The organism is Arthrobacter sp. BE255, assembly GCF_031457335.1.
Lineage (GTDB): Bacteria > Actinomycetota > Actinomycetes > Actinomycetales > Micrococcaceae > Arthrobacter.
The window spans coordinates 195,532-213,640 of record NZ_JAVDWK010000007.1 but is presented as its reverse complement, the minus strand read 5'-3'; the positions used below and the strand labels follow the sequence as shown (position 1 = coordinate 213,640).

Annotated in this window: 14 protein-coding genes; 9 read left to right on the top strand and 5 right to left on the bottom strand. The window is 63.5% G+C overall.

Annotated features, from left to right (window positions below):
• Positions 1–59: 59 nt before the first annotated feature.
• From J2X42_RS14040 to J2X42_RS14005, 8 genes are all read left to right on the top strand, one after another.
• On the top strand, positions 60–1,364 hold the full coding sequence (locus J2X42_RS14040) for a sugar ABC transporter substrate-binding protein (protein WP_310166097.1): 1,305 nt from the start codon (positions 60–62) through the stop codon (positions 1,362–1,364).
• Between the two features lie 2 nt (positions 1,365–1,366).
• A complete protein-coding gene (locus J2X42_RS14035) occupies positions 1,367–2,317 on the top strand; it encodes a sugar ABC transporter permease (RefSeq protein WP_310166096.1) in 951 nt (316 codons plus the stop codon).
• On the top strand, positions 2,310–3,215 hold the full coding sequence (locus tag J2X42_RS14030; RefSeq protein ID WP_310166095.1) for a carbohydrate ABC transporter permease: 906 nt from the start codon (positions 2,310–2,312) through the stop codon (positions 3,213–3,215). Before J2X42_RS14035 ends, J2X42_RS14030 begins: the two co-directional genes overlap by 8 nt.
• A 28-nt stretch (positions 3,216–3,243) precedes the next feature.
• Positions 3,244–4,608, top strand: a complete 1,365-nt coding sequence (locus J2X42_RS14025) for a glycoside hydrolase family 172 protein (protein WP_310166094.1) — start codon at positions 3,244–3,246, stop codon at positions 4,606–4,608.
• 34 nt (positions 4,609–4,642) lie between these two features.
• Positions 4,643–5,992: a glycoside hydrolase family 32 protein gene (locus J2X42_RS14020; RefSeq protein ID WP_310166092.1), complete on the top strand. Its 1,350-nt coding sequence runs from the start codon at positions 4,643–4,645 to the stop codon at positions 5,990–5,992.
• 9 nt (positions 5,993–6,001) lie between these two features.
• The gene (locus J2X42_RS14015) at positions 6,002–6,748 is read left to right on the top strand and encodes an NAD(P)H-binding protein (protein WP_310166090.1); all 747 of its coding nucleotides are present in this window, start codon (positions 6,002–6,004) and stop codon (positions 6,746–6,748) included.
• A 253-nt stretch (positions 6,749–7,001) separates the two neighbouring features.
• On the top strand, positions 7,002–7,343 hold the full coding sequence (locus J2X42_RS14010) for a DUF5655 domain-containing protein (protein WP_310166088.1): 342 nt from the start codon (positions 7,002–7,004) through the stop codon (positions 7,341–7,343).
• A 483-nt stretch (positions 7,344–7,826) separates the two neighbouring features.
• Entirely contained in the window at positions 7,827–8,243 is a 417-nt protein-coding gene (locus J2X42_RS14005; protein ID WP_310166087.1) for an Hpt domain-containing protein, read from the top strand.
• 317 nt (positions 8,244–8,560) lie between these two features.
• Here the strand turns inward: J2X42_RS14005 and J2X42_RS14000 are convergent, their stop codons facing one another.
• The 4 genes from J2X42_RS14000 to J2X42_RS13985 all read right to left on the bottom strand — a co-directional run bounded on the left by J2X42_RS14000 (position 8,561) and on the right by J2X42_RS13985 (position 11,450).
• Entirely contained in the window at positions 8,561–9,805 is a 1,245-nt protein-coding gene (locus J2X42_RS14000; RefSeq protein ID WP_310166085.1) for a MinD/ParA family protein, read from the bottom strand.
• 348 nt (positions 9,806–10,153) lie between these two features.
• The gene (locus J2X42_RS13995; RefSeq protein ID WP_310166083.1) at positions 10,154–10,294 is read right to left on the bottom strand and encodes a hypothetical protein; all 141 of its coding nucleotides are present in this window, start codon (positions 10,292–10,294) and stop codon (positions 10,154–10,156) included.
• A gap of 110 nt (positions 10,295–10,404) precedes the next feature.
• On the bottom strand, positions 10,405–10,548 hold the full coding sequence (locus J2X42_RS13990; RefSeq protein ID WP_310166081.1) for a hypothetical protein: 144 nt from the start codon (positions 10,546–10,548) through the stop codon (positions 10,405–10,407).
• An 86-nt stretch (positions 10,549–10,634) separates the two neighbouring features.
• Positions 10,635–11,450: an MBL fold metallo-hydrolase gene (locus tag J2X42_RS13985; protein WP_310166079.1), complete on the bottom strand. Its 816-nt coding sequence runs from the start codon at positions 11,448–11,450 to the stop codon at positions 10,635–10,637.
• A gap of 2,969 nt (positions 11,451–14,419) precedes the next feature.
• Here J2X42_RS13985 and J2X42_RS13980 point away from each other — a divergent pair.
• Positions 14,420–16,063: a heparin lyase I family protein gene (locus J2X42_RS13980; RefSeq protein ID WP_310166077.1), complete on the top strand. Its 1,644-nt coding sequence runs from the start codon at positions 14,420–14,422 to the stop codon at positions 16,061–16,063.
• 531 nt (positions 16,064–16,594) lie between these two features.
• Here the strand turns inward: J2X42_RS13980 and J2X42_RS13975 are convergent.
• Positions 16,595–18,109: a dihydrolipoamide acetyltransferase family protein gene (locus J2X42_RS13975; protein WP_310166076.1), complete on the bottom strand. Its 1,515-nt coding sequence runs from the start codon at positions 18,107–18,109 to the stop codon at positions 16,595–16,597.

Genomic DNA, 18,109 nt, shown 5'->3' with positions numbered 1-18,109 from the left:
TCAAACCCATCGCATCCCATCAGCGCCCCCTCCGGGCGCCGCATGCAAAGGAGCATCACATGAGAAAAACCCTCCGCACGTCCATCGCCACGGCGGCAGCCGTGGCCCTGCTGGCCCTCACCGGCTGCGGGAGCGCCACCCAGACGGCGGCCCCGGCCACTGACGGGCCCTACACTGCACCGGCCAAGGACATCACGGCCACCATCTCCGTCTCCAACTGGGGCGATCCCGGCGACAAGGCTGTCTACGACGGCGTGGCCAAACGCTTCAAGGAGAAGTACCCCAACGTCACGGTGAACAACAACTTCACCCCGATCACCACGTGGACGGAATACGTCAACAAGCTGGTCACCCAGGCCGCCGCCGGGCAGGCTCCGGACGTCATCAACATCGCCACCGAGGGCGTGGAACTGGGCCTGGCCAACGACCTGTTCACGCCCCTGGACGGCTTCCTCGAGAACGACCCCGAGGCCAAGTCCCTTCGCGCGGACATCGATCCCAAGCTGCTTGAAGGATTCAGCAAGGACGGCTCTACCTATCTGATGCCCAACACCTTCAACACTATGGTGATCTTCTACAACACCAAGATGTTCGAGGCCGCCGGCATCGCGCGGCCCAGCGACGACTGGACCTGGGATGAGTTCCTGGAAATTTCCAAGAAGCTGACCACGGGTTCCGGCGCGGACAAGGTGTACGGGTTCGCCATGCCGTACTACTCCTTCGGCATCACGCCGTGGCTCTACTCCAACGGCACCTCCATGATGAGCGAGGACCTGAAAACGGCCCAGCTCACGGACGAGAAGGTCAAGGAGACCGTGGAATGGGTGCGGGACCTGGCCACCAAGCAGGGCGTGTCGCCGCAGCCGAAGGGGGCGGACCCGTACCAGCTGTTCCCCGCCGGCAAGGCGGCCATGACCGGCGCCGGGCACTTCGTCACCGGCGGCTTCGCTAAGGCCGGCTTCAAGGACTACGACATCCTGCCCTGGCCGAAGGGAACCACCAAGTCCACGGTTTTCGGCGCCGGCGCGTTCGCCGTCTCCAAGGCCTCCAAGAACCAGGAGCTGTCCTGGGAGTTCATCAAGATGCTCACCGACCAGCAGACACAGAAGCAGTGGGCCGACGCCGGCGCCGCCGTTCCGTCGACCAAGACTGCCGCGTCATCGCCGGAGTTCCTGGCCTCCCCGGAGCACGCCGAGGAGTTCTACAACTCCCTCTCGTACGCCAAGCCGGTAGCCGCCCCGGGTGTCTACAACGTGCTGGATCCTGCGTTCATGCGGGCCATGGACGAGATCATGTCCGGCCAGGACATCGGCGCGTCGCTGGAGAAGGCCCAGAAGGATGTTGAGGAGGCGTTGCAGCAGTGACCATGACTGCCCCCAAAACCGCGCTGCCGTCCGCGCCCCTTTCGGGGCGCGGGGGGCGCCCCGGGCACCGAAGCGCCGCCCGCCGTCGGGAAGCCCTCACCGGCTACCTCTTCACCGCCCCCACGGTGATCGGCTTCCTGGTCTTCATCCTCGGCCCGCTGGTTGCCGCCCTGTACCTGAGCCTCACCAAGTACAACATCCTCACCGCCCCGAAGTTCATCGGCCTCGACAACTACGCCCGCATGTTCCGGGACGAGCGGCTGGCCACGACGTACGGCAACACAGTGCTCTACGTGGGCGCCGCCGTCGTCCTGATCAACGGGTTCGCGCTGCTGTTCGCGGTGCTGATCAACCAGCGGCTCCCCCGGGCCCTGACCTACGTGTTCCGCTCCGCGTACTTCTTCCCGTACCTGGTGGCGCTGGTGTACGTGTCCATCATCTGGCAGGCACTTTTCCAGAAGGACACGGGCATCCTGAACTACTACATCACCGCGCTGGGAGGGGACCGGATCGACTGGCTCAACAGCTCCGAGTTCTCCAAGGTGTCGGTGATCATCGTGGACACCTGGCGGAACGTGGGGTTCGCCATGCTGATCTATGTGGCAGCCCTGCAGGAAGTCCCCAAGGACATGGTGGAGGCCGCCAGGATGGACGGCGCCAACGAATGGCAGGTCTTCCGCCGGATCGTGCTGCCGATGATCAGCCAGGCGACGTTCTTCAACATCACCATCACCATCATCGGCGCGTTCCAGATCTACGAATCGATCATCGTCCTCACCCGGGGCGGACCGGGCGATGCCAGCCGCAGCGTGGTGATGTATATCGCCGAAGTTGCCTTCAACAAGTTCGACATGGGCTACGCCTCAGCCATCGCGGTCACCCTGTTCGTCATCATCATGCTGGTGACGCTGCTGCAGTTCCGCCTTCGAAAGTCATGGGTCACCAATGAGTAACGCCACTGCCCTTCCGTCCCGGCCAGGTGCCGGACGCGCCGGTTCCGCAAAAGGCGTACGACGGCGGCGGCCCCGCCCCGGCATCGGCAAGACCATTTCGGTGGTGCTGCTGGTCCTGGGCGCTGTGGGGATGATCGCGCCGTTCCTGTGGATGTTCACCACCTCGCTCCGGGACGCCGGCCAGGCGTACGACCTGCCGCCGCAGTGGCTGCCCACCGAGTGGGACTGGTCCAACTACGCGGCCGCCGTCAGCGGACCCGTGCCGATCCTCAAGAACATGTTCAACAGCGCCGTCATCGCCATCGCCGTCAGCATCGGCATGATCCTCACGGCACCCATGGCCGGCTATGCGTTCGCGAAGCTGGACTTCCCGGGCAAAAACTCCATCTTTGTGGGCCTGCTGTCCTCGCTGATGGTGCCGGCGCAGGTGACCATCATCCCGCTGTTCCTGCTGATGCGGACCTTCGGCCTGCTGGACAACCCGCTCAGCCTGATCCTGCCCGGCATCACCGGAGCCCTGGGCGTGTTCCTGCTGCGGCAGTTCTTCCTGGGCCTGCCGCAGGAGATCATCGACGCGGCCCGGATGGACGGCGCCACCGCCTGGCAGACCTACCGGCTGATCGCGCTGCCGCTGGCCAAGAACGCCGTGAGCACCCTCGGAGTGATCACGTTCCTGGGCAGCTGGAACGCCTACTTTGCGCCGTCGATCTTCCTCAACAGCACGGACACCGCCACCCTGCCGCTGGGTCTGGTCCTCATGCTCGGCCCGTACGGCGCCGGCAACGTGGCCCAGGTGATGGCAGCCACCACCATCGCCATCGCCCCGGCCCTCATCGTCTTCCTCGTGGCCCAGCGGTGGATCATCGCCAGCCTCACCCAGTCAGCCGTCAAGGGCTGAACAACTTTCCCGAAAGGTACAAACACTTATGTCTTCATCGCCCCGCTCAGGCCTGCTCTCGAGCCTGACCAAGCTCTCCACCGCCCGCACAGCCCGTGCCTCCAGCTGGGACCAGACCGGCCGGAACCGCGACAACTGGATCGTGATGCCCGGCGAGGAACGCGTCCTGGCGGACATCGAGGGCCCGGGCTCCATCACGCACATCTGGATGACGCAGTCCTGCCGGATCCAGCCGGGCCCCGGCCAGATCTCCCCCGAACTGGTGGGCGTGCCCATGCTCGAAATCCACAATGCCCTGGGTGTCAGCTGGGAAGTGGTGGACCCGGACTACTACCGCAAGATCGTCGTCCGGATGTACTGGGACGATCAGGAAACCCCCAGCGTGATCGCGCCCCTGGGTGACTTCTTCGGCCTGCTGAACTCCCTGTCCGGCTCCTACGATTCGCTGCCGCTCTCCGTCTCCGCCAAGGAGGGGGAACTGAACACCTTCGGCGGCAGCGCGGCGTTCAACAGCTACTTCGAGATGCCTTTCAACTCCCGGGCCCGCATCACCGTCGAAAACCAGAACGACATCCCCTACCTGCAGTACTTCTACATCGACTACGAGCTCTACACCGAGCCCCTGGCGGAGGACACCGCGTACTTCCACGCCCACTGGCGCCGGCAGAAGCCCAACGCCGGCTGGGGCCCGGACCTGCAGACCAACAGCATCGAGGTGGCCATCCCCAACCTCTCCGGCGAGGACAACTACGTCGTCCTGGAGACCGAGGGCCAGGGCCACTACGTGGGCTGCAACCTGGCCGTCCGCCACTTCCAGGGCTCCTGGTGGGGCGAAGGCGACGACATGATCTTCATCGACGACGACACCTGGCCGCCCAGCCTTCACGGCACCGGTATGGAGGACTACTTCGGCCACGCCTGGGGCATGCAGCACAACGCTTTCCTGATGAACGGCACCATGGTCCACGAGGAAAACGTCCCGGGCTTCCACCACAGCTACCGCTTCCACATGACCGATCCCATCAGGTTCCAGAAGCGCATCAAGGTCACGTTCGAGCACGGCCACGCCAACCACCTCTCCGATGACTGGTCCTCCACCGCCTACTGGTACCAGACCCTGCCCTCCCCCGTGCTGGAGATCGACGCCGTGGAGGACCGCCTGCCGCTGCGGCCCCGCGACCAGGTGGAGGAGCGCCCCCTGCCGGAGCTGACGCCGGCCCAGCAGGCCGCCCGCGACGCCTCCGCCGAACGGATGAAGCAGTTCACCGAAGCCCGGGACGCCGTCCGGAACGAACGCAAGGCGGAAATCGACCAGTGGGAACAGGCCAACGCCGAGCAGGCTCGGGAGATCCGGCAACGGTTCCTGGCCGCCAACAGCGTCCTGGCCCAATGAACCCCTTCCCCCAACCAAGCACAGAAGGATCAGCATGAACGCGCAGGAACCCCGCCCCGCCTTCCACTTCACCGCCGCTGAGGGATGGATCAACGATCCCCTGGGCGTCACCTGGAAGGACGGCCAGTACCACCTCTTCTACCAGTACGTCCCTGGCCGCACCACGTGGGCCTCCACCTGCCACTGGGGCCATGCCACGTCCCCGGACATGATCGCCTGGACGGAGCAGGGCGTCGCGGTGGCACCCGGGGAGGGGGACGACGGCGTCTGGTCGGGTTCCATCGTCACCGGCACCGATGGTGAGGCCACCATGTTCTACACCTCGGTCACCGAACCGGACCTCGGCATCGGGACCGTCAGGACGGCCACCGCCGATGACGCTTCCTGGAACTCGTGGACCAAGGGCCCGAAACTGATGACCGCCCCGGACCTTGGCGTGGTGGCCTACCGGGACCCGTTCGTCTTCCGCGACGGCGGGCAGTGGCGGATGTTCGTGGGCGCCGGGCTGGAGGGCGGAACGGCGGCGGCGGTTTCGTACAGCTCCCCTGACCTGCAGCAGTGGACCCTGGACGGCATTGCCGCGCAGAGGGCCGGCACCGAAACAGAGCCGGTATGGACAGGCACCATGTGGGAATGCCCGCAGCTGTTCGAGATTGACGGCTCCCACGTGCTGGTGACCTCCATCTGGGAGGACGACGTCCTGCACTACGTGGCGTACGGGGTGGGCAGCTACTCCGACGGCAGGTTCACCGCACGCTCCTGGGGGCAGCTCAGCTACGGCAAGAGCTACTACGCGCCTTCGTTCTTCCGGGACAGGGACGGGGCGCCGTCGCTGATTTTCTGGGTCCGGGGCGTCATCAGCCCGGACGGGCTGTGGGCCAGCGCCCTGAGCGTTCCGCACACGCTGACGCTCGACGGCGACACCCTGGTGGCTGCCCCGCACACCGACCTCGCCGGGTACTCCGGGCCGGGCCACCTGGAGCAGGTGGACGCTGCGGTTTTCGAGTCAGTGCTCGACGGCGGCGCGGACCTCCGGTGCACTGTCACCGCCGGGACGGTCATCAGCCTCGGAACGCGGGCCGGGACCCTTGCCTCCCTCCGGCACGACGGCGACGGCATCGAAGTGACGGCCGGCGGGAACCCGGATTTCGCCGATGTGTTCTTCCCGGCCGATGCGGGATCCGAGCTGCGGGTCATCGTTGACGCGGGTGTGCTGGAGGTTTCCGGCCGCCAGGGGATCATGGCGGTCCCGCTGCCGATCGTGGACGTGCCCGTGACGCTGACAGTGACCGCGGCCGCCGGCACGCCCCGGCTCCGCACGGTCGCCAACCCGGTGGCCAATGAAGTGGCCGCAGGCCGGTTCCTCTTGAGCGGCTCGCCATAGACTTTAGGCATGAACATTGCCGTTGCAGGGGGAACCGGAATTGTTGGCCGCCACGTGGTCCGTATCGCCAGGGAGCGCGGTCACCAGGTGACGAGCCTGACCAGGCATGAGGGGGTGGACCTGGTCAAAGGCACGGGCCTGGCCGCAGCGCTGAAGGGCGTGGAAACGCTGATCGATGTGGCCAGCATCCAGACCATGCACACCAAGAAATCGGTGGACTTCTTTATGGCCACCACCGAAAACCTGCACCGCGAGGGTAAAGCGGCCGGGGTCAAGCACCACGTCCTGCTCTCCATCGTGGGCGTGGACAAGGCCCCGGCCGGCTACTACGCAGGCAAGATGGCCCAGGAAGAGGAGGTCCGCGGCGGGGACATACCGTGGACCATCCTGCGGGCCACCCAGTTCCACGAGTTCGTCACCCAAGTGCTGGGACGCACCTCGTTGGGGCCGGTGGTTCTCGTGCCCAGGTTCAAGACCCAGCCCATCGCCGCCGCGGAAGTGGCCGAAGCACTGGTGCACGCGGCCGAAGTGGGCCCGCAGCGCCGCCTCCCGGACCTGGGCGGGCCGAAGGCCGAGCGGCTCAAAAACCTCGTAGACAGGTACCTCCGGAAGAGCGGGAAGAAGCGCCTGGTCCTGGAGTTCACCGCCCCGGGACCGCTCTGGAAAGCAATGCGCAGCGGTGCGCTGCTCCCGGCGGCGGGTGCCGCCGTCGGACGCCAGAGCTTTGACGAGTGGCTGGACTCCCCGGAATCTTGATCAATTCTTGAGCAATACTGCGGCCGGCCTTGAGCCAAGCCATGCACAGTGGTTCGCGTAAGGCCCTAGCGCTGAGTCCACGGGTTGCAAAACTGGGTAAGCCTCCCGTGGTGTGAAGGCCTTTTGCCGGGGAACAACCGGTGGTCTCTAGCCCTTGGCGGTGTCATCACGGTGGCACCGCCAAGGCGTCCAGGGAACAGCATGAACCGGGACGCTGTGGCCTCGCCGCCGGCGTCACCCGTATGCTGACTGCATGGCGCGCACAGCCCGCGAACGAATCCACGGGGACCCCACCTCATCCACGATCTACGATGCGCTCATCGACCGGATTACGACGCTCGACGGGTGTGAACTTCAGGAGAACGCGTCGTCGTTTCATGTGTCGCACGGGCGTGCCTTCCTCGGCATCCATCCACGCCGCGGCGGGATCCTGGTCAACATTGTTCTGGACAGGCAGCTCGATTCCGCCAGGGTGCATCGAGCCGAGCGTGTATCCGCCAACCGATGGCACAACGAGATCATCCTGCTGGACCCCGAAGAGAACGACGCCGAACTGGCCGCGTGGATCCGGGAAGCCTACAACCTCACCATCTGACGCCCTTGCATCGGCATTTGCGTTGTCGCGCTGTACAAGTGCGGCGTCAGCCGCACGGACATCGGCATCCCGTACAGCGGTAAGGGAAACACCCGAAGCCGAACCCCGGATTTCCAGGGCTTGGGAACTCTTGCGTGATTCTTGACCGCACCTTCCGCGGTCCTTGATCCCGGCCGTGCACAGTAGTTTCTACAAGGCCCGAGGCGCTGAATCAAAAGGGGCAAGACTGGGGTTGGACCCCCGCGACGCACGGGCTTTCTGTCGGGCAACCGGCGGTCTCAAGCGCTTGGCGGTGTTATGAAGCTGGCACCGCCAAGCTGACCTCCTGACCACCATCGGGACCATTTAGCAGGGCAGGAGCGATGAGAGCACTAACTGAAACTTCCGCGGCGGCCGAGACCGCCGCCGCGGTCATAAAGCCGTCCCGGCGCCGAGGCACCCCCCGCCGCGGCGTCGGGACTTTCCACCCCAGGGCAGACCACATTGCCTGAGGGCGGTCCGGCCCGGCTGGAACCGGCGACCATTCGTCGACTGGCGGAGGACATCGAGAACCCCACCGCCGCGCTGAACTTCCTTGGGGACTTCCTGTCCATGCTGCCGGGGCGGATCACCCGGATCCTCGACACCCTGGCCGACGGCGACGCCAAAGCCGCCATGGACGCCACTCTGAGCCTCAAGATCACGTCGGCCATGACCGGCGCTGTGGACGCAGAGACGTGTTGCAGCCGCATCGAGTCCCTGATCCGCTGCGGGCGGTTCGAGGAAGCCTCGGAAGCCGCGCAGCTCCTGCACGGGATCGTCACGGCCTTGATGGTGGCCGGACCCGGACTGCTGCTCGACGCACGGTCAGACCTGCAGGGGTTGGAAGCCCAGCCCTCACGGCAGGAACCGGCGGTCTAAAAAGACCGCCGCACCATCGTTCGCTCATGGGCCGCCCGTCCGATGGCCTGGGCAAAGGACCCCGAGTAACTAGTGGGTCCGCCGGAAACGCAGAACCACGGCGGAGAGGCCCATGGTACCCACGAGGGATCCGAGGATGATTGCAACGCCTGAGAAGTATTCAAGAATGGTCATCGTTGACGCACCTTTCATATGGCTGGTGCACCGAATCTATTCCTCAAGCCTCGGTGTCAACGCAGGAACGCAGGCGTGTCTGGTCACGATTAAGCGTCGGCGATGCCACAGGCTGTCACACGACGCGCCCCGGACGGGAACCCCTACTGGTACCCGTCCACAATGGCAGCGGCGATTTCCTTGTACGCACGCCGCGTCTCCGGCTTCAGCACGTCGAGCGTGACCAGGTCACCGTCGGCCACACCGCGGTCGTGCGGAACGGCGATCAGCTGGCGGCAGATTCCGGAGAGGTGCTCCTCGATGGCGTCCTTGTCCACCCGGGAGGAAACCTCGTCCTTGTCCGTGATCACCACAATGGCGTTCAGGGCCAGGTCCTCGTAGCCGTGGCTGGCCAGCCAGTGCAGGGTGCTGCGGGCCCGCTTCGCGCCAGAAACCGCGTAACCGGCGGCGATCACCAGGTTGTCGGCGGACTGCAGGATCCCGCTCATGGCGTTGTGGGTGACGCCGGTTCCGCAGTCTGTCAGCGCCACGGAGTAGTAGCTGGAGATGAGCCTGCGGATCCGCAGGTACTCAGCGGCCGTGAGAGAATCCGAAACCTCCGGATCCTGCTCGCCGGCGATCAGGTGCAGCCGGCCGGCGTGGTGCATGTACCGGGCCAGGGCGGTGAGCGAATCGACGGTGTCGATGTTCCGGAGCAGGTCGGTGATGGTGCGCGGGCTGGCCTGCTGGTAGATGCCCTCCCCCAGCGCTCGTTCCACGAGATCGCCGGAGTCCGGGTTGGCGTCGATGGCGCACGGCGCGTCGCCCCGGAATTCGGCGAGCGTCAGGCCCACGCCCACGGTGGTGGAGGTCTTGCCGATGCCGCCCTTGAGACTGAGGATGGCGGTGTTGTAGCTACCCTGCAGCTGGCGGGCGATACGGCGGCCCAGTTCGTCTTCCTGCCGCTGCTTCGCGCCGGGGCCCATGTTCCAGGCTCCGCCGGTCAGGGAGTAGACGGCACCGCGGAAGCCGCCGACGGGGCGAGGCTTCTGTTCTTTGACGAACAGCCCCGGGGAGCTGATGAAGTCCGGCATGGGTGTGTCGGAGATGACGTCTGCGGCGGTGGGGCGGACGCGGCGGAACGCGGGGGCCTCTGCGGGCGCGGGCGGCATGGCAGGCTCGACGGCGGGACTCGCCACAGCAGCGGTGCCGGGCTCCGGGGCCTCGTACTCTCCGGTCTGGGGCTGGGATGTGGCTGGCGGCCTCGCGGGACGGCGCGTGGGTGCCGGGACGTGCTCGATGGGTTTCACAGCATCAGCAGCGGCTGCCGCCTCGGCCCAGGAGGTCCGGCGGGTGACCGGCTGGCCGGCGTCGGCAGGGTTGGAAGGATTGGGCGTTACGGCTGGCATGGTTCCTGTCTGGGCATCGCTCAGTTCACCGTCGGCGCGACGGAGGTCACGGCGTCGGCGTGGCTGCGGCTGGCCTGCATCCTGTGCATTGGCGCGTGCGTTCTTATCCGCCGGATCGGGCATGGCTGTCCCCCCAGGACGTTCGGCAAAAAGTTTTGCGGCACTTTACTGTCTGGTTCAAACAGCAAGTCTAGGTGCTTGGGAAGGAATCCAGTGGTCAGACGCGGGTCAGGGCCGCGCCCACCACACTCGCCGTGAGGATCAGAAGGATGGCAAGGACGGCATAGCCCTGCCATTTGGGGCGGCCTTTGTGGGGGTTGATGTCGACGTACGGCATGCTGGCGGTGACTACCTCGGGGTGCGGTGGGGATGTGCGGTAACGCGCATGGCACGGCGCTTCAGCCGCAGCATCTGGAACAGAACTGCACAGGGGATTAACAGCGTGCCCAGCAGCGCGCAGAGCGCAAGGGCGTAGTCAGCGAGAGCCACGCGAACCTCCATTGGTTGTTGGTGATCCCCCATATCAGATCAACGTGGACGCTACCTGTATGCGCCCGACATTACAAATCACATCACCCACCGCACTCTCGCCGCCCGAATCAGCGGGTCAATGCCAACACCACCACGCCCACTGTGGCCGCGGCCAACGCGCCAAACAAAACGTAGGACATCCATTGGATTCTGCGCCGCCGGAGTTCCCGCCGTGAGTCGCGTGCGTATTGTGTGCCCCCGAAGTTACCCATGACGCGAGGCTACTCGCACAATGTTTCCGGCTGATCAAGTCAAGCTGGATGTGACCTATGAAGTGCCTGAACGTCCGGCGTCGCCGTCAGTGCTGCGGCCGGGTCTCCTGCAATCGCTTGATGAACCAGCGGGACTGTTCCGGGCCATACGGGAGGACCGGGATGGCCTTGGTAGCGTCGGACGGCGTTTCACGGATGGACTGCTGGGCCTGCCGCACGGCTGTGGTCATGGTGTTGGCCATAGTCTTTACGAACTGGTCGCTGCAGGGCTCGCCGTGTCCGGGGATCAGGAATTCGTAGCGGTGGCGCAGCGCGGAGATGTGCCGTAATGAGTCCGCCCACTCCTCGGGGAAGGAGTCCTCGAAGGACGGGTGCGCGCCCTGTTCCACCAGGTCGCCCACGAACAGAGTCGTCGGCGTGCCGATCAAGAGGTCGCCGTCGGTGTGGCCGCGGCCCAGGTAGAAGAGGGTGGCGGTCAGCCCGCCGAGGTCCACCAATACCGGCTGCTCCTTGACGATGGCGTTGGGCACTACGAGTTCAACGTTCTCGCCTTCGCCGGTGGACATCTCGGGTTCCAGCGTGCCCACAAAGCGGCGCTGCAGGTCGCCGCGCTCCTCGATTTCCGCGGCGCAGTTTTCGTGCGCCCAGAATTCGGTGGCACCGTCCGCTGCGAACACGGCGTTGCCAAAGAAATGGTCGTAGTGGGCGTGCGTGTTGACCACGACGAGGGGCAGCTGGGTCTTCTCCCGCACGGCGTCCAGGATCTCGCGTCCCTGCCGCGGGCCGCAGCCGGTGTCGATCACTATGGCCCGCTCGGATCCAACAATCAGGCCGGTGTTCAGCAGCGAACCTTCGGTGACCAGCACATAGTTGTCCGCGCCGACTTCGAGCCATTCTGACATTGTTTCTCCATACCTCCGGCAAGCAGTTACGTTCGTCTTGGCCTCGATTGTACCCACGGCGCAACATGAGTTGTGTTTGTCCCCGAGGGGGCCATGGACTTTCCGGGACGCGGAACCGGCTAGGGGTGCCGCCGCCAGCCCAAGGGACAGCGGGGCGGCAATCCAGGCATCAGCCAAGGGGTTCCGTGGAAAGGGAAGGCCCGGGACAGGAAGATGATGAGGGGTAGTGCCACAGTACAAATCTTCGCTGATGTGTCCCGGATGGGCCATAGAAGCGACCCCAAAATACCCGCGCCCCAGCCAGACGTGCTCCGCGAACGACATGCTGAGGCTTGCACTTGTCGCGCCAAATATCGAGGAACCAGTGCACAGCAAAGAGCAGCACGACAAACAACTGCCGACTGCGGATCTGTGTATCCGCCCATCCCCGGGCCCCGGACCACGGAGGACAACCCCTTACCCTCGACAGCCGGGCCAGCAGCCCTGTGGAGTGCCTGGCCTGCACTACCGCCAGGCCCCGACGTTTACGCAGGCGCACTACCCAAGTCGAGCAAACCCATCTGGGGCTGGCTTGCAGGTGGCGTCTGCGCCGTCGCCGGTGCGTAGGTGTTCAACGGACTATTCGGCGGCAGCAAATAGCCGGACGTCCTCCTGTCCCCAACTTAGCGAGACGGTGGCCTGGAAGAGTCAGCGGACGCGGCTGCCCTGGCGGATGCCGGCGGCGCTGTTTACCTTTTTGACGACTCCGATTTCACCAGCGCGCCGATCTGGTCAATCTGGTATCCAGAAGATTGGTCCAGGGAATCGGTGAATGAGGGCGAGCTTAACTACCGAAACGCCAGCTGGCAGTGCACGTTACGAGCTACCAGGCCGCTCTGCCTGGCGCCGGCGGAGAACGAAGCGGCGACAGCCGCGGCGATGGCAACTGAGATTGGCGGCGTCAAGCAGGCGGTGGGCAAGCCCGTAGAGGTCGTGGATGATGCCGGCTCGGTGTACGTTGGCCTTCGCGACGGCAACAATCACATCAAACTATAAGAGGCAGAAATCCGGATCAAAACCGACAACGATGCGGAGGTTGTCTACCGAATGGCTGGGCGTGCCACTACCAGCAGCGACGGCTCATGGAACTGGCCGTTGCCTGCCCCCGGCAGGACGTGACGACGAAACGGCTGTGGCAGCCCTCACCGAACGGGTGAGCATGGTCGACGCGGCGTAACCGAACCTCAACAGATTGTCAGCGGACACAGGTCCGGGCAGGCTTCAGGCTCGCACGGCCGTTACTGTCCGGATGACAACCTGCAGGCAACTCTGGGCGACGGTGCTGGCTGCCACCACTGCTCTGGGCTAGAAAGTCGTGGTGTAGTCTCCTGTCCGCAAGACGGGCACGAGGCCGCCAAATGAACACGTCCCGTCACCGGGCCGGGTGCTCCCAGGTGAGGGACATATTGCGCCGTCCCTCCCAACTGAAGGGCCGGCGGGGCGGCTGGTACATCGATCCGTCGCGGATCCAGCACCAAGGACTCGGCATCGAGGAGGGTGGGCTCAGTGGCGGCCTCGAAGGGCACAGGGCGTTTTCATACTGGTGTTTCCCTATTGGCAGACCCGGCGCTACCCGGCCGCTTACAGATTCTATAATTTCCCTGAGGGTCTTGCTCGGCGGCGGACGGACGAACCGATGTCGGACACCAGCATTGCCAAATATTTCTAATATTAAGCGGGGCTGGGACTAAGTATTGCCGCCAATGCTTTCTCTCTTAGGCGAGGCTTGGAGGAAAGAATTTCAGATTCGACAACCTTTGCCGGCGTCAAGCACACCGCCGATCCAAATTCCTCGTGGGTTGACAGCTATTTAGGTTGGACGCCTTCCCTCAGTTCGTGAAGAGCGAGGACAGCAGCGTCCTTTATGTTTAGGAACTGTTCGTCAAAGTAGCGAAAGCTGACCCTCCAATGGAAAATTCTATCGAAGGCCGCGTCGGCTTCCTCGGGCGTAGCATCTTGACTCCGCAACAGGTGCCGAATCACGTCGGCACGGACCTCGGCCGATCCACCCGATGGTTCCTTTGTTTCCTTCATCTTGGGACTGTACAACGGTGAAACGGCCCAGTCACAGACCTTCCCCTACCTGTTCTACCGTCTGGCAGTACTCGTCTTTTGACAAGCGACTACTCGGGCTTCTGCGTCCTTCCAAGGACCGCTTAGGAGGCGTCAGAAGCATGAGTGTCCTGTTGAACGCGTGGACTCGACGGCCCAGAGCCGCGGCTGGCGCATTTCTCGCGGAACCATCAGTGGTTGAGACCAGGCGAGTTCCACGGCCCCGGGGACGAAAATGTCCCGAAGGCCCTTGTGACGCCGCTCGTCCGCCGCGAAGCTACTAGATCCGGCGGCCGCCCATCGACCCGCGCGGTGGCCGATGTGACGCGGTAGTCGGCCGGGTTCAGAATACTTGTGGCAGCTTCGGGCGCCATGGCCCGTGGCCGAGTACCTGATTGAATGCTAGACGCGCACATCCCGGCAGTGCCCCCGGCCCCTTTTTCTGCTACGGCATGCAATCAATCCCCCAACAGCCACAAATCGACAGTTTACCTCCTTCCGCCGCCACGTTTCCCTCAAAGCATCTCAAGTTATCATCACCGTAAGCGCAATATTGCATCAATTTCGTATCGAGTTAGATGACCAGTCAATTCTCGGCGTGCGGAAGTGCGTACGTCTAGTCCTATTCAAGTACTTTCTACTTATAAGTCGAGTACGGTCCACTGTGGTTTATCCAAATCTAGAAAATTACCCTTTTCAGGACGGCATCTTGTAAGACTAAGGCGGTCCGATGTTACTATCCAATATATTAATTCCACTAAAGCGACGGCTCTTTCCCAACTCAAAAAGAGGCGAAGCCAAGCTATTGTGGATTAAGTTCTGCCGAGACCAGCGCAGTTGGAGTTCGCACAGGCGAGCGGATGAGTCGCGGTGCTTCGATGCGTAGCGAGTCAAGCGATAGCACGCAGGACACCGAAACCGGTACTGGAGTCAAACGCAGAGGGCTTCTCCGCTTTGGAAGCTTGCTAGCAGCACTAACCGGCGGATCGGCAATATCTATCCTCAGTGAAAAAAAGGCACATGCTGGCCCTGGAGATAAGGCCCCGTCTACGGGCTACGTACCAATTGCCGAAAAAGGTGTCGCCTCGGGCGTCGCAACGCTGGATCGTGAATCCAGAATTCCGCCCGCACAACTCCCTGACCTTTCCGCCACTATCAGGGAGGCTGGCGACGCTCGCTATCCAAAGACGACGCCCGCCCTGACCCGCGCTGAGTACGCTGCCAAGGACGCTAAGGTGGACGTCGCACAGCGTTTCGCCCCCATCGGCGCGACAACGCAGAAGTACCGTGGTGGGGGATACTACTGGCTCGGAGACGCCACCAGCGGGAGTAGCGGGGATGTCGGCGCCAACAATATGCGTCTCTTCCCATTCTTCATTCCAGGCCCATCACGCATTAACGTCGGTTCACTGTTTTTGGAAGTGTCGGTGGCAGGAAGTTCCGAATCGACTTTCACTCTTGCCATTTACAGCGAAGATGGGTTCGGCGTGCCCAAGAACCTCGTCGTGAAGAGCGGCCCTGTTGCCAGCTCGACGGCAGGCGTCAAAGAAGTCCCAATGGTTACGACGCTCAACCCCGGGCTGTACTTCTACGCCGTCTATGTTCCCACAGCAAGTGTCGCCCCTCAGTTCACACAGGTGGGCTCAGGGATGAGGGTTTCCTTGGGGTCTCCGATTCTCCCTAGCGCAGCCGATCGCTCATCGGGGTTCGTGATAGCGAATATCGCCGACACGCCTCCCGCCAGCATCAGCACGTGGCCCAGCACGTCCATAACGTGCCCATGCGTCGGCATGAAGGTGACCAGTCTCAACCCATTCGGCAGCAGCGCATTTGATGCGGACTTTGGGTCTAAGGGTCTGACTGCCTACGAAACTGTTGTTCACCCAGAACGCGTTGCGCTTGTCAATGATCCTCTCGGCAGCGGACGAATGGTTGCCAAATTCAGTCCCCTGGACACTGATACTGGCCCAACATCTGCTCCCAGGGCGCAATTGGATCCGTACCAGAACATCCGAGACGGCGACCGGGTCTGGTTCGGGTTCTCACTCTTACTCCCTGTTGACTTCCCTGTTATTCCCCCAGGAGGGTGGGTGAATTTCGCTGAAATTTACGGCTCTCCATACGGCGGCGCATCACCGACAAAAATCTATATCGACGGAAGCACTGGCGATTTCATAGGCTGGCGCCGGTCGGCTACTTATGGCGATGACATGCCATGGAAGATGCCGGTCGTCCGAAACCGCTGGATGGACTTTGCTATCCAAGCTCGTATGAGCGAGGACGAGAGCGCTGGCTTCTTCGAAGTTTGGGTGAACACCGGCAACGGCTGGCAGCAACAGTTCTTGAACGAAAAGTTGCGCCTATACACGAAGACCCGCGACTATACGAACAACAAAGGAAACAGCAACGCCGCAATCAAGCTCTACAGAAAACCGGGAATGTTCGCTCAGTTAACTTGCTACTTCGGCTCCCATAAAGTGGGCGACACATTCGAGTCTGTGGACCCTCATACATACAGCTAGTTTCGATCTTGGGACATTGATGTGCACCTTCGCTGCCCTCTGGCCTTTACCCTCACACACGCGTATGTGGCGGGCTGACGTACGTCGAGTTAACCGCGTCGCGATCGACCCCAGAGCGGTCACTGTGGGCAGCGAACAGTTGGCGGCAGATGCCCGAGATGGTCCTCGAAGACCTCCGGGTCCCGGGGGAGGACACCTCGCCCTGTCCATGACCACCACGACTTTGCTCCAGCCAATCTGATAGCCCCGGCTAGGGACTGCAGAGTGCGCCTGCTCGCTTCGTGCCGCCCCTCGCGTAGCGGATGGCAATCACCAGATAATCCGCCGATCGCGGAACCCAGTCGCAGCGTGGGTGACGCGGTAGGCTGGTCCGCACACGAGAACACCCTCGAAAATTAGGGGCTGCGACGCAAGCCATAGATGCCCGCCGAATTGGGTGCAATGAGGAAAGTTCACCTGCTACGAACCCCCGGCCTTTGCATATTACCGAGTTCGCTTTTACCTGGATCAACACACCACAAGAAGAGACAGTTACATCTCCGACAGCAGCCATGACGGGTTCTCCACAGCATCCGCAACAAACTTCAGGAAGCCGGCAGCTGTCCCGCCGTCGCAGACGCGATGGTCGAACGTCAGCGTCAGCTCAGTCACCTTCCGGACGGCAAGCTCACCGTTCACCACCCAGGGCCTGTCGATGATCCGGCCCACACCGAGGATGGCCACCTCCGGGTGGTTGATGATGGCCGCGGACCCGTCGACGCCAAACACGCCATAGTTGTTGAGGGTGAAGGTTCCGCTGCCCAGTTCGCTCGGGGTTGCCTTCCCCTGGCGGGCGACGTCGGTGAGCCGGCGGATTTCCGCGTCCAGCTCGCGGGCGCTGAGCTTTTCAGCTCCGCGGACGGACGGTACTACAAGGCCGCGGTCGGTCTGGGCTGCGATGCCGAGGTTGATCCCGTCAAACCGGATAATCTCCTGGGAGCCGTCCGCTGCAGTTTCAATCCGCGTGTTCAGCTCCGGGTACTTCTTCAGCCCCGCGGTGACAAAGCGGGCAATGAATGCGAGCAGCCCCGGCACCTGGGATGCGCCTGCCTTGAGAGCCTTCCGGAGCTCCACCAGCGCGGTGGCATCAACGTCCACCCAGACAGTCGCCTCCGGGATTTCCGATCGGCTGCGCGTCATGTTCGCGGCGACGGCCTTTCGCACTCCCCTGACCGGCGTCCGGGAAGAAATGCCCAGACCAGTCCGGGCATCCTTGGCGCCCTGGGCTTCGGTGGTAGAGCCTGTCGAAACCTCCGCCGGAGCTTCGGTGGTTGAGCGTGTCAGAACCTCATCCGGTTGCTCGGTCCGGATGGCCGCCTCAACGTCCTTGCGCATGATCAGTCCGCTGTCCCCCGAGCCATGGAGCTCACCCAAGTCAACGCCGTGTTCCCGGGCCATGCGCCGGACGAGGGGCGAAATCACCGCCCCGAGCTTGCCCGGAACTCGGGTCCGAAGGAGGGACAGATCGCCATCGGTGGCTGAGCCTGTGGAAACCCGTGAAGTTGCAGGCTCAACCACCGCGGTTCCGGAGCTCTTGCGGACCCGGGTCCGCCGGGCAACACCGTGCCCGCCCGGGGTGCCGTACCCGATCAGCACATTCCCGGATCCGGCCTTCTCCTCCTCGCGGTAGGCCTCCGCCTCCGCATGCGCCGGTTCAGTGGCAGCTGCGCTCTCCCCAAGTTCGGTTTCGGCAGGCTCAATCACGGGGCCGGCGGGGGTTATAACAGGCTCGGTTTCGACGGGCTCGACCACCGGCCCAGCCCCAACCGGCGTGACAGAAATCAGCGGCTTGCCCACGTCCAGGATCTGGCCCGGTTCACCGTGAAGCACGGCAACGGTGCCGGCGTACGGGGACGGGACCTCCACCACTGACTTGGCCGTCTCCACTTCGGCTATGGGCTGGTCCACGCGGATCTCGTCCCCCACAGCAACGAGCCAGCCGATCAGTTCGGCTTCGGTGAGGCCTTCGCCCAGGTCCGGGAGCAGGAATACTTTCGGTTCACTCAT

Excerpts from the sequence above, each read along its gene's own strand:
- J2X42_RS14040 (WP_310166097.1), top strand. The coding sequence starts at position 60 with ATGAGAAAAACCCTCCGCACGTCCATCGCCACGGCGGCAGCCGTGGCC.
- J2X42_RS14035 (WP_310166096.1), top strand. The coding sequence starts at position 1,367 with ATGACTGCCCCCAAAACCGCGCTGCCGTCCGCGCCCCTTTCGGGGCGC.
- J2X42_RS14030 (WP_310166095.1), top strand. The coding sequence starts at position 2,310 with ATGAGTAACGCCACTGCCCTTCCGTCCCGGCCAGGTGCCGGACGCGCC.
- J2X42_RS14025 (WP_310166094.1), top strand. The coding sequence starts at position 3,244 with ATGTCTTCATCGCCCCGCTCAGGCCTGCTCTCGAGCCTGACCAAGCTC.
- J2X42_RS14020 (WP_310166092.1), top strand. The coding sequence starts at position 4,643 with ATGAACGCGCAGGAACCCCGCCCCGCCTTCCACTTCACCGCCGCTGAG.
- J2X42_RS14015 (WP_310166090.1), top strand. The coding sequence starts at position 6,002 with ATGAACATTGCCGTTGCAGGGGGAACCGGAATTGTTGGCCGCCACGTG.
- J2X42_RS14010 (WP_310166088.1), top strand. The coding sequence starts at position 7,002 with ATGGCGCGCACAGCCCGCGAACGAATCCACGGGGACCCCACCTCATCC.
- J2X42_RS14000 (WP_310166085.1), bottom strand. The coding sequence starts at position 9,805 with ATGCCAGCCGTAACGCCCAATCCTTCCAACCCTGCCGACGCCGGCCAG.
- J2X42_RS13990 (WP_310166081.1), bottom strand. The coding sequence starts at position 10,548 with ATGGGTAACTTCGGGGGCACACAATACGCACGCGACTCACGGCGGGAA.
- J2X42_RS13985 (WP_310166079.1), bottom strand. The coding sequence starts at position 11,450 with ATGTCAGAATGGCTCGAAGTCGGCGCGGACAACTATGTGCTGGTCACC.
- J2X42_RS13980 (WP_310166077.1), top strand. The coding sequence starts at position 14,420 with ATGCGTAGCGAGTCAAGCGATAGCACGCAGGACACCGAAACCGGTACT.
- J2X42_RS13975 (WP_310166076.1), bottom strand. The coding sequence starts at position 18,109 with ATGAGTGAACCGAAAGTATTCCTGCTCCCGGACCTGGGCGAAGGCCTC.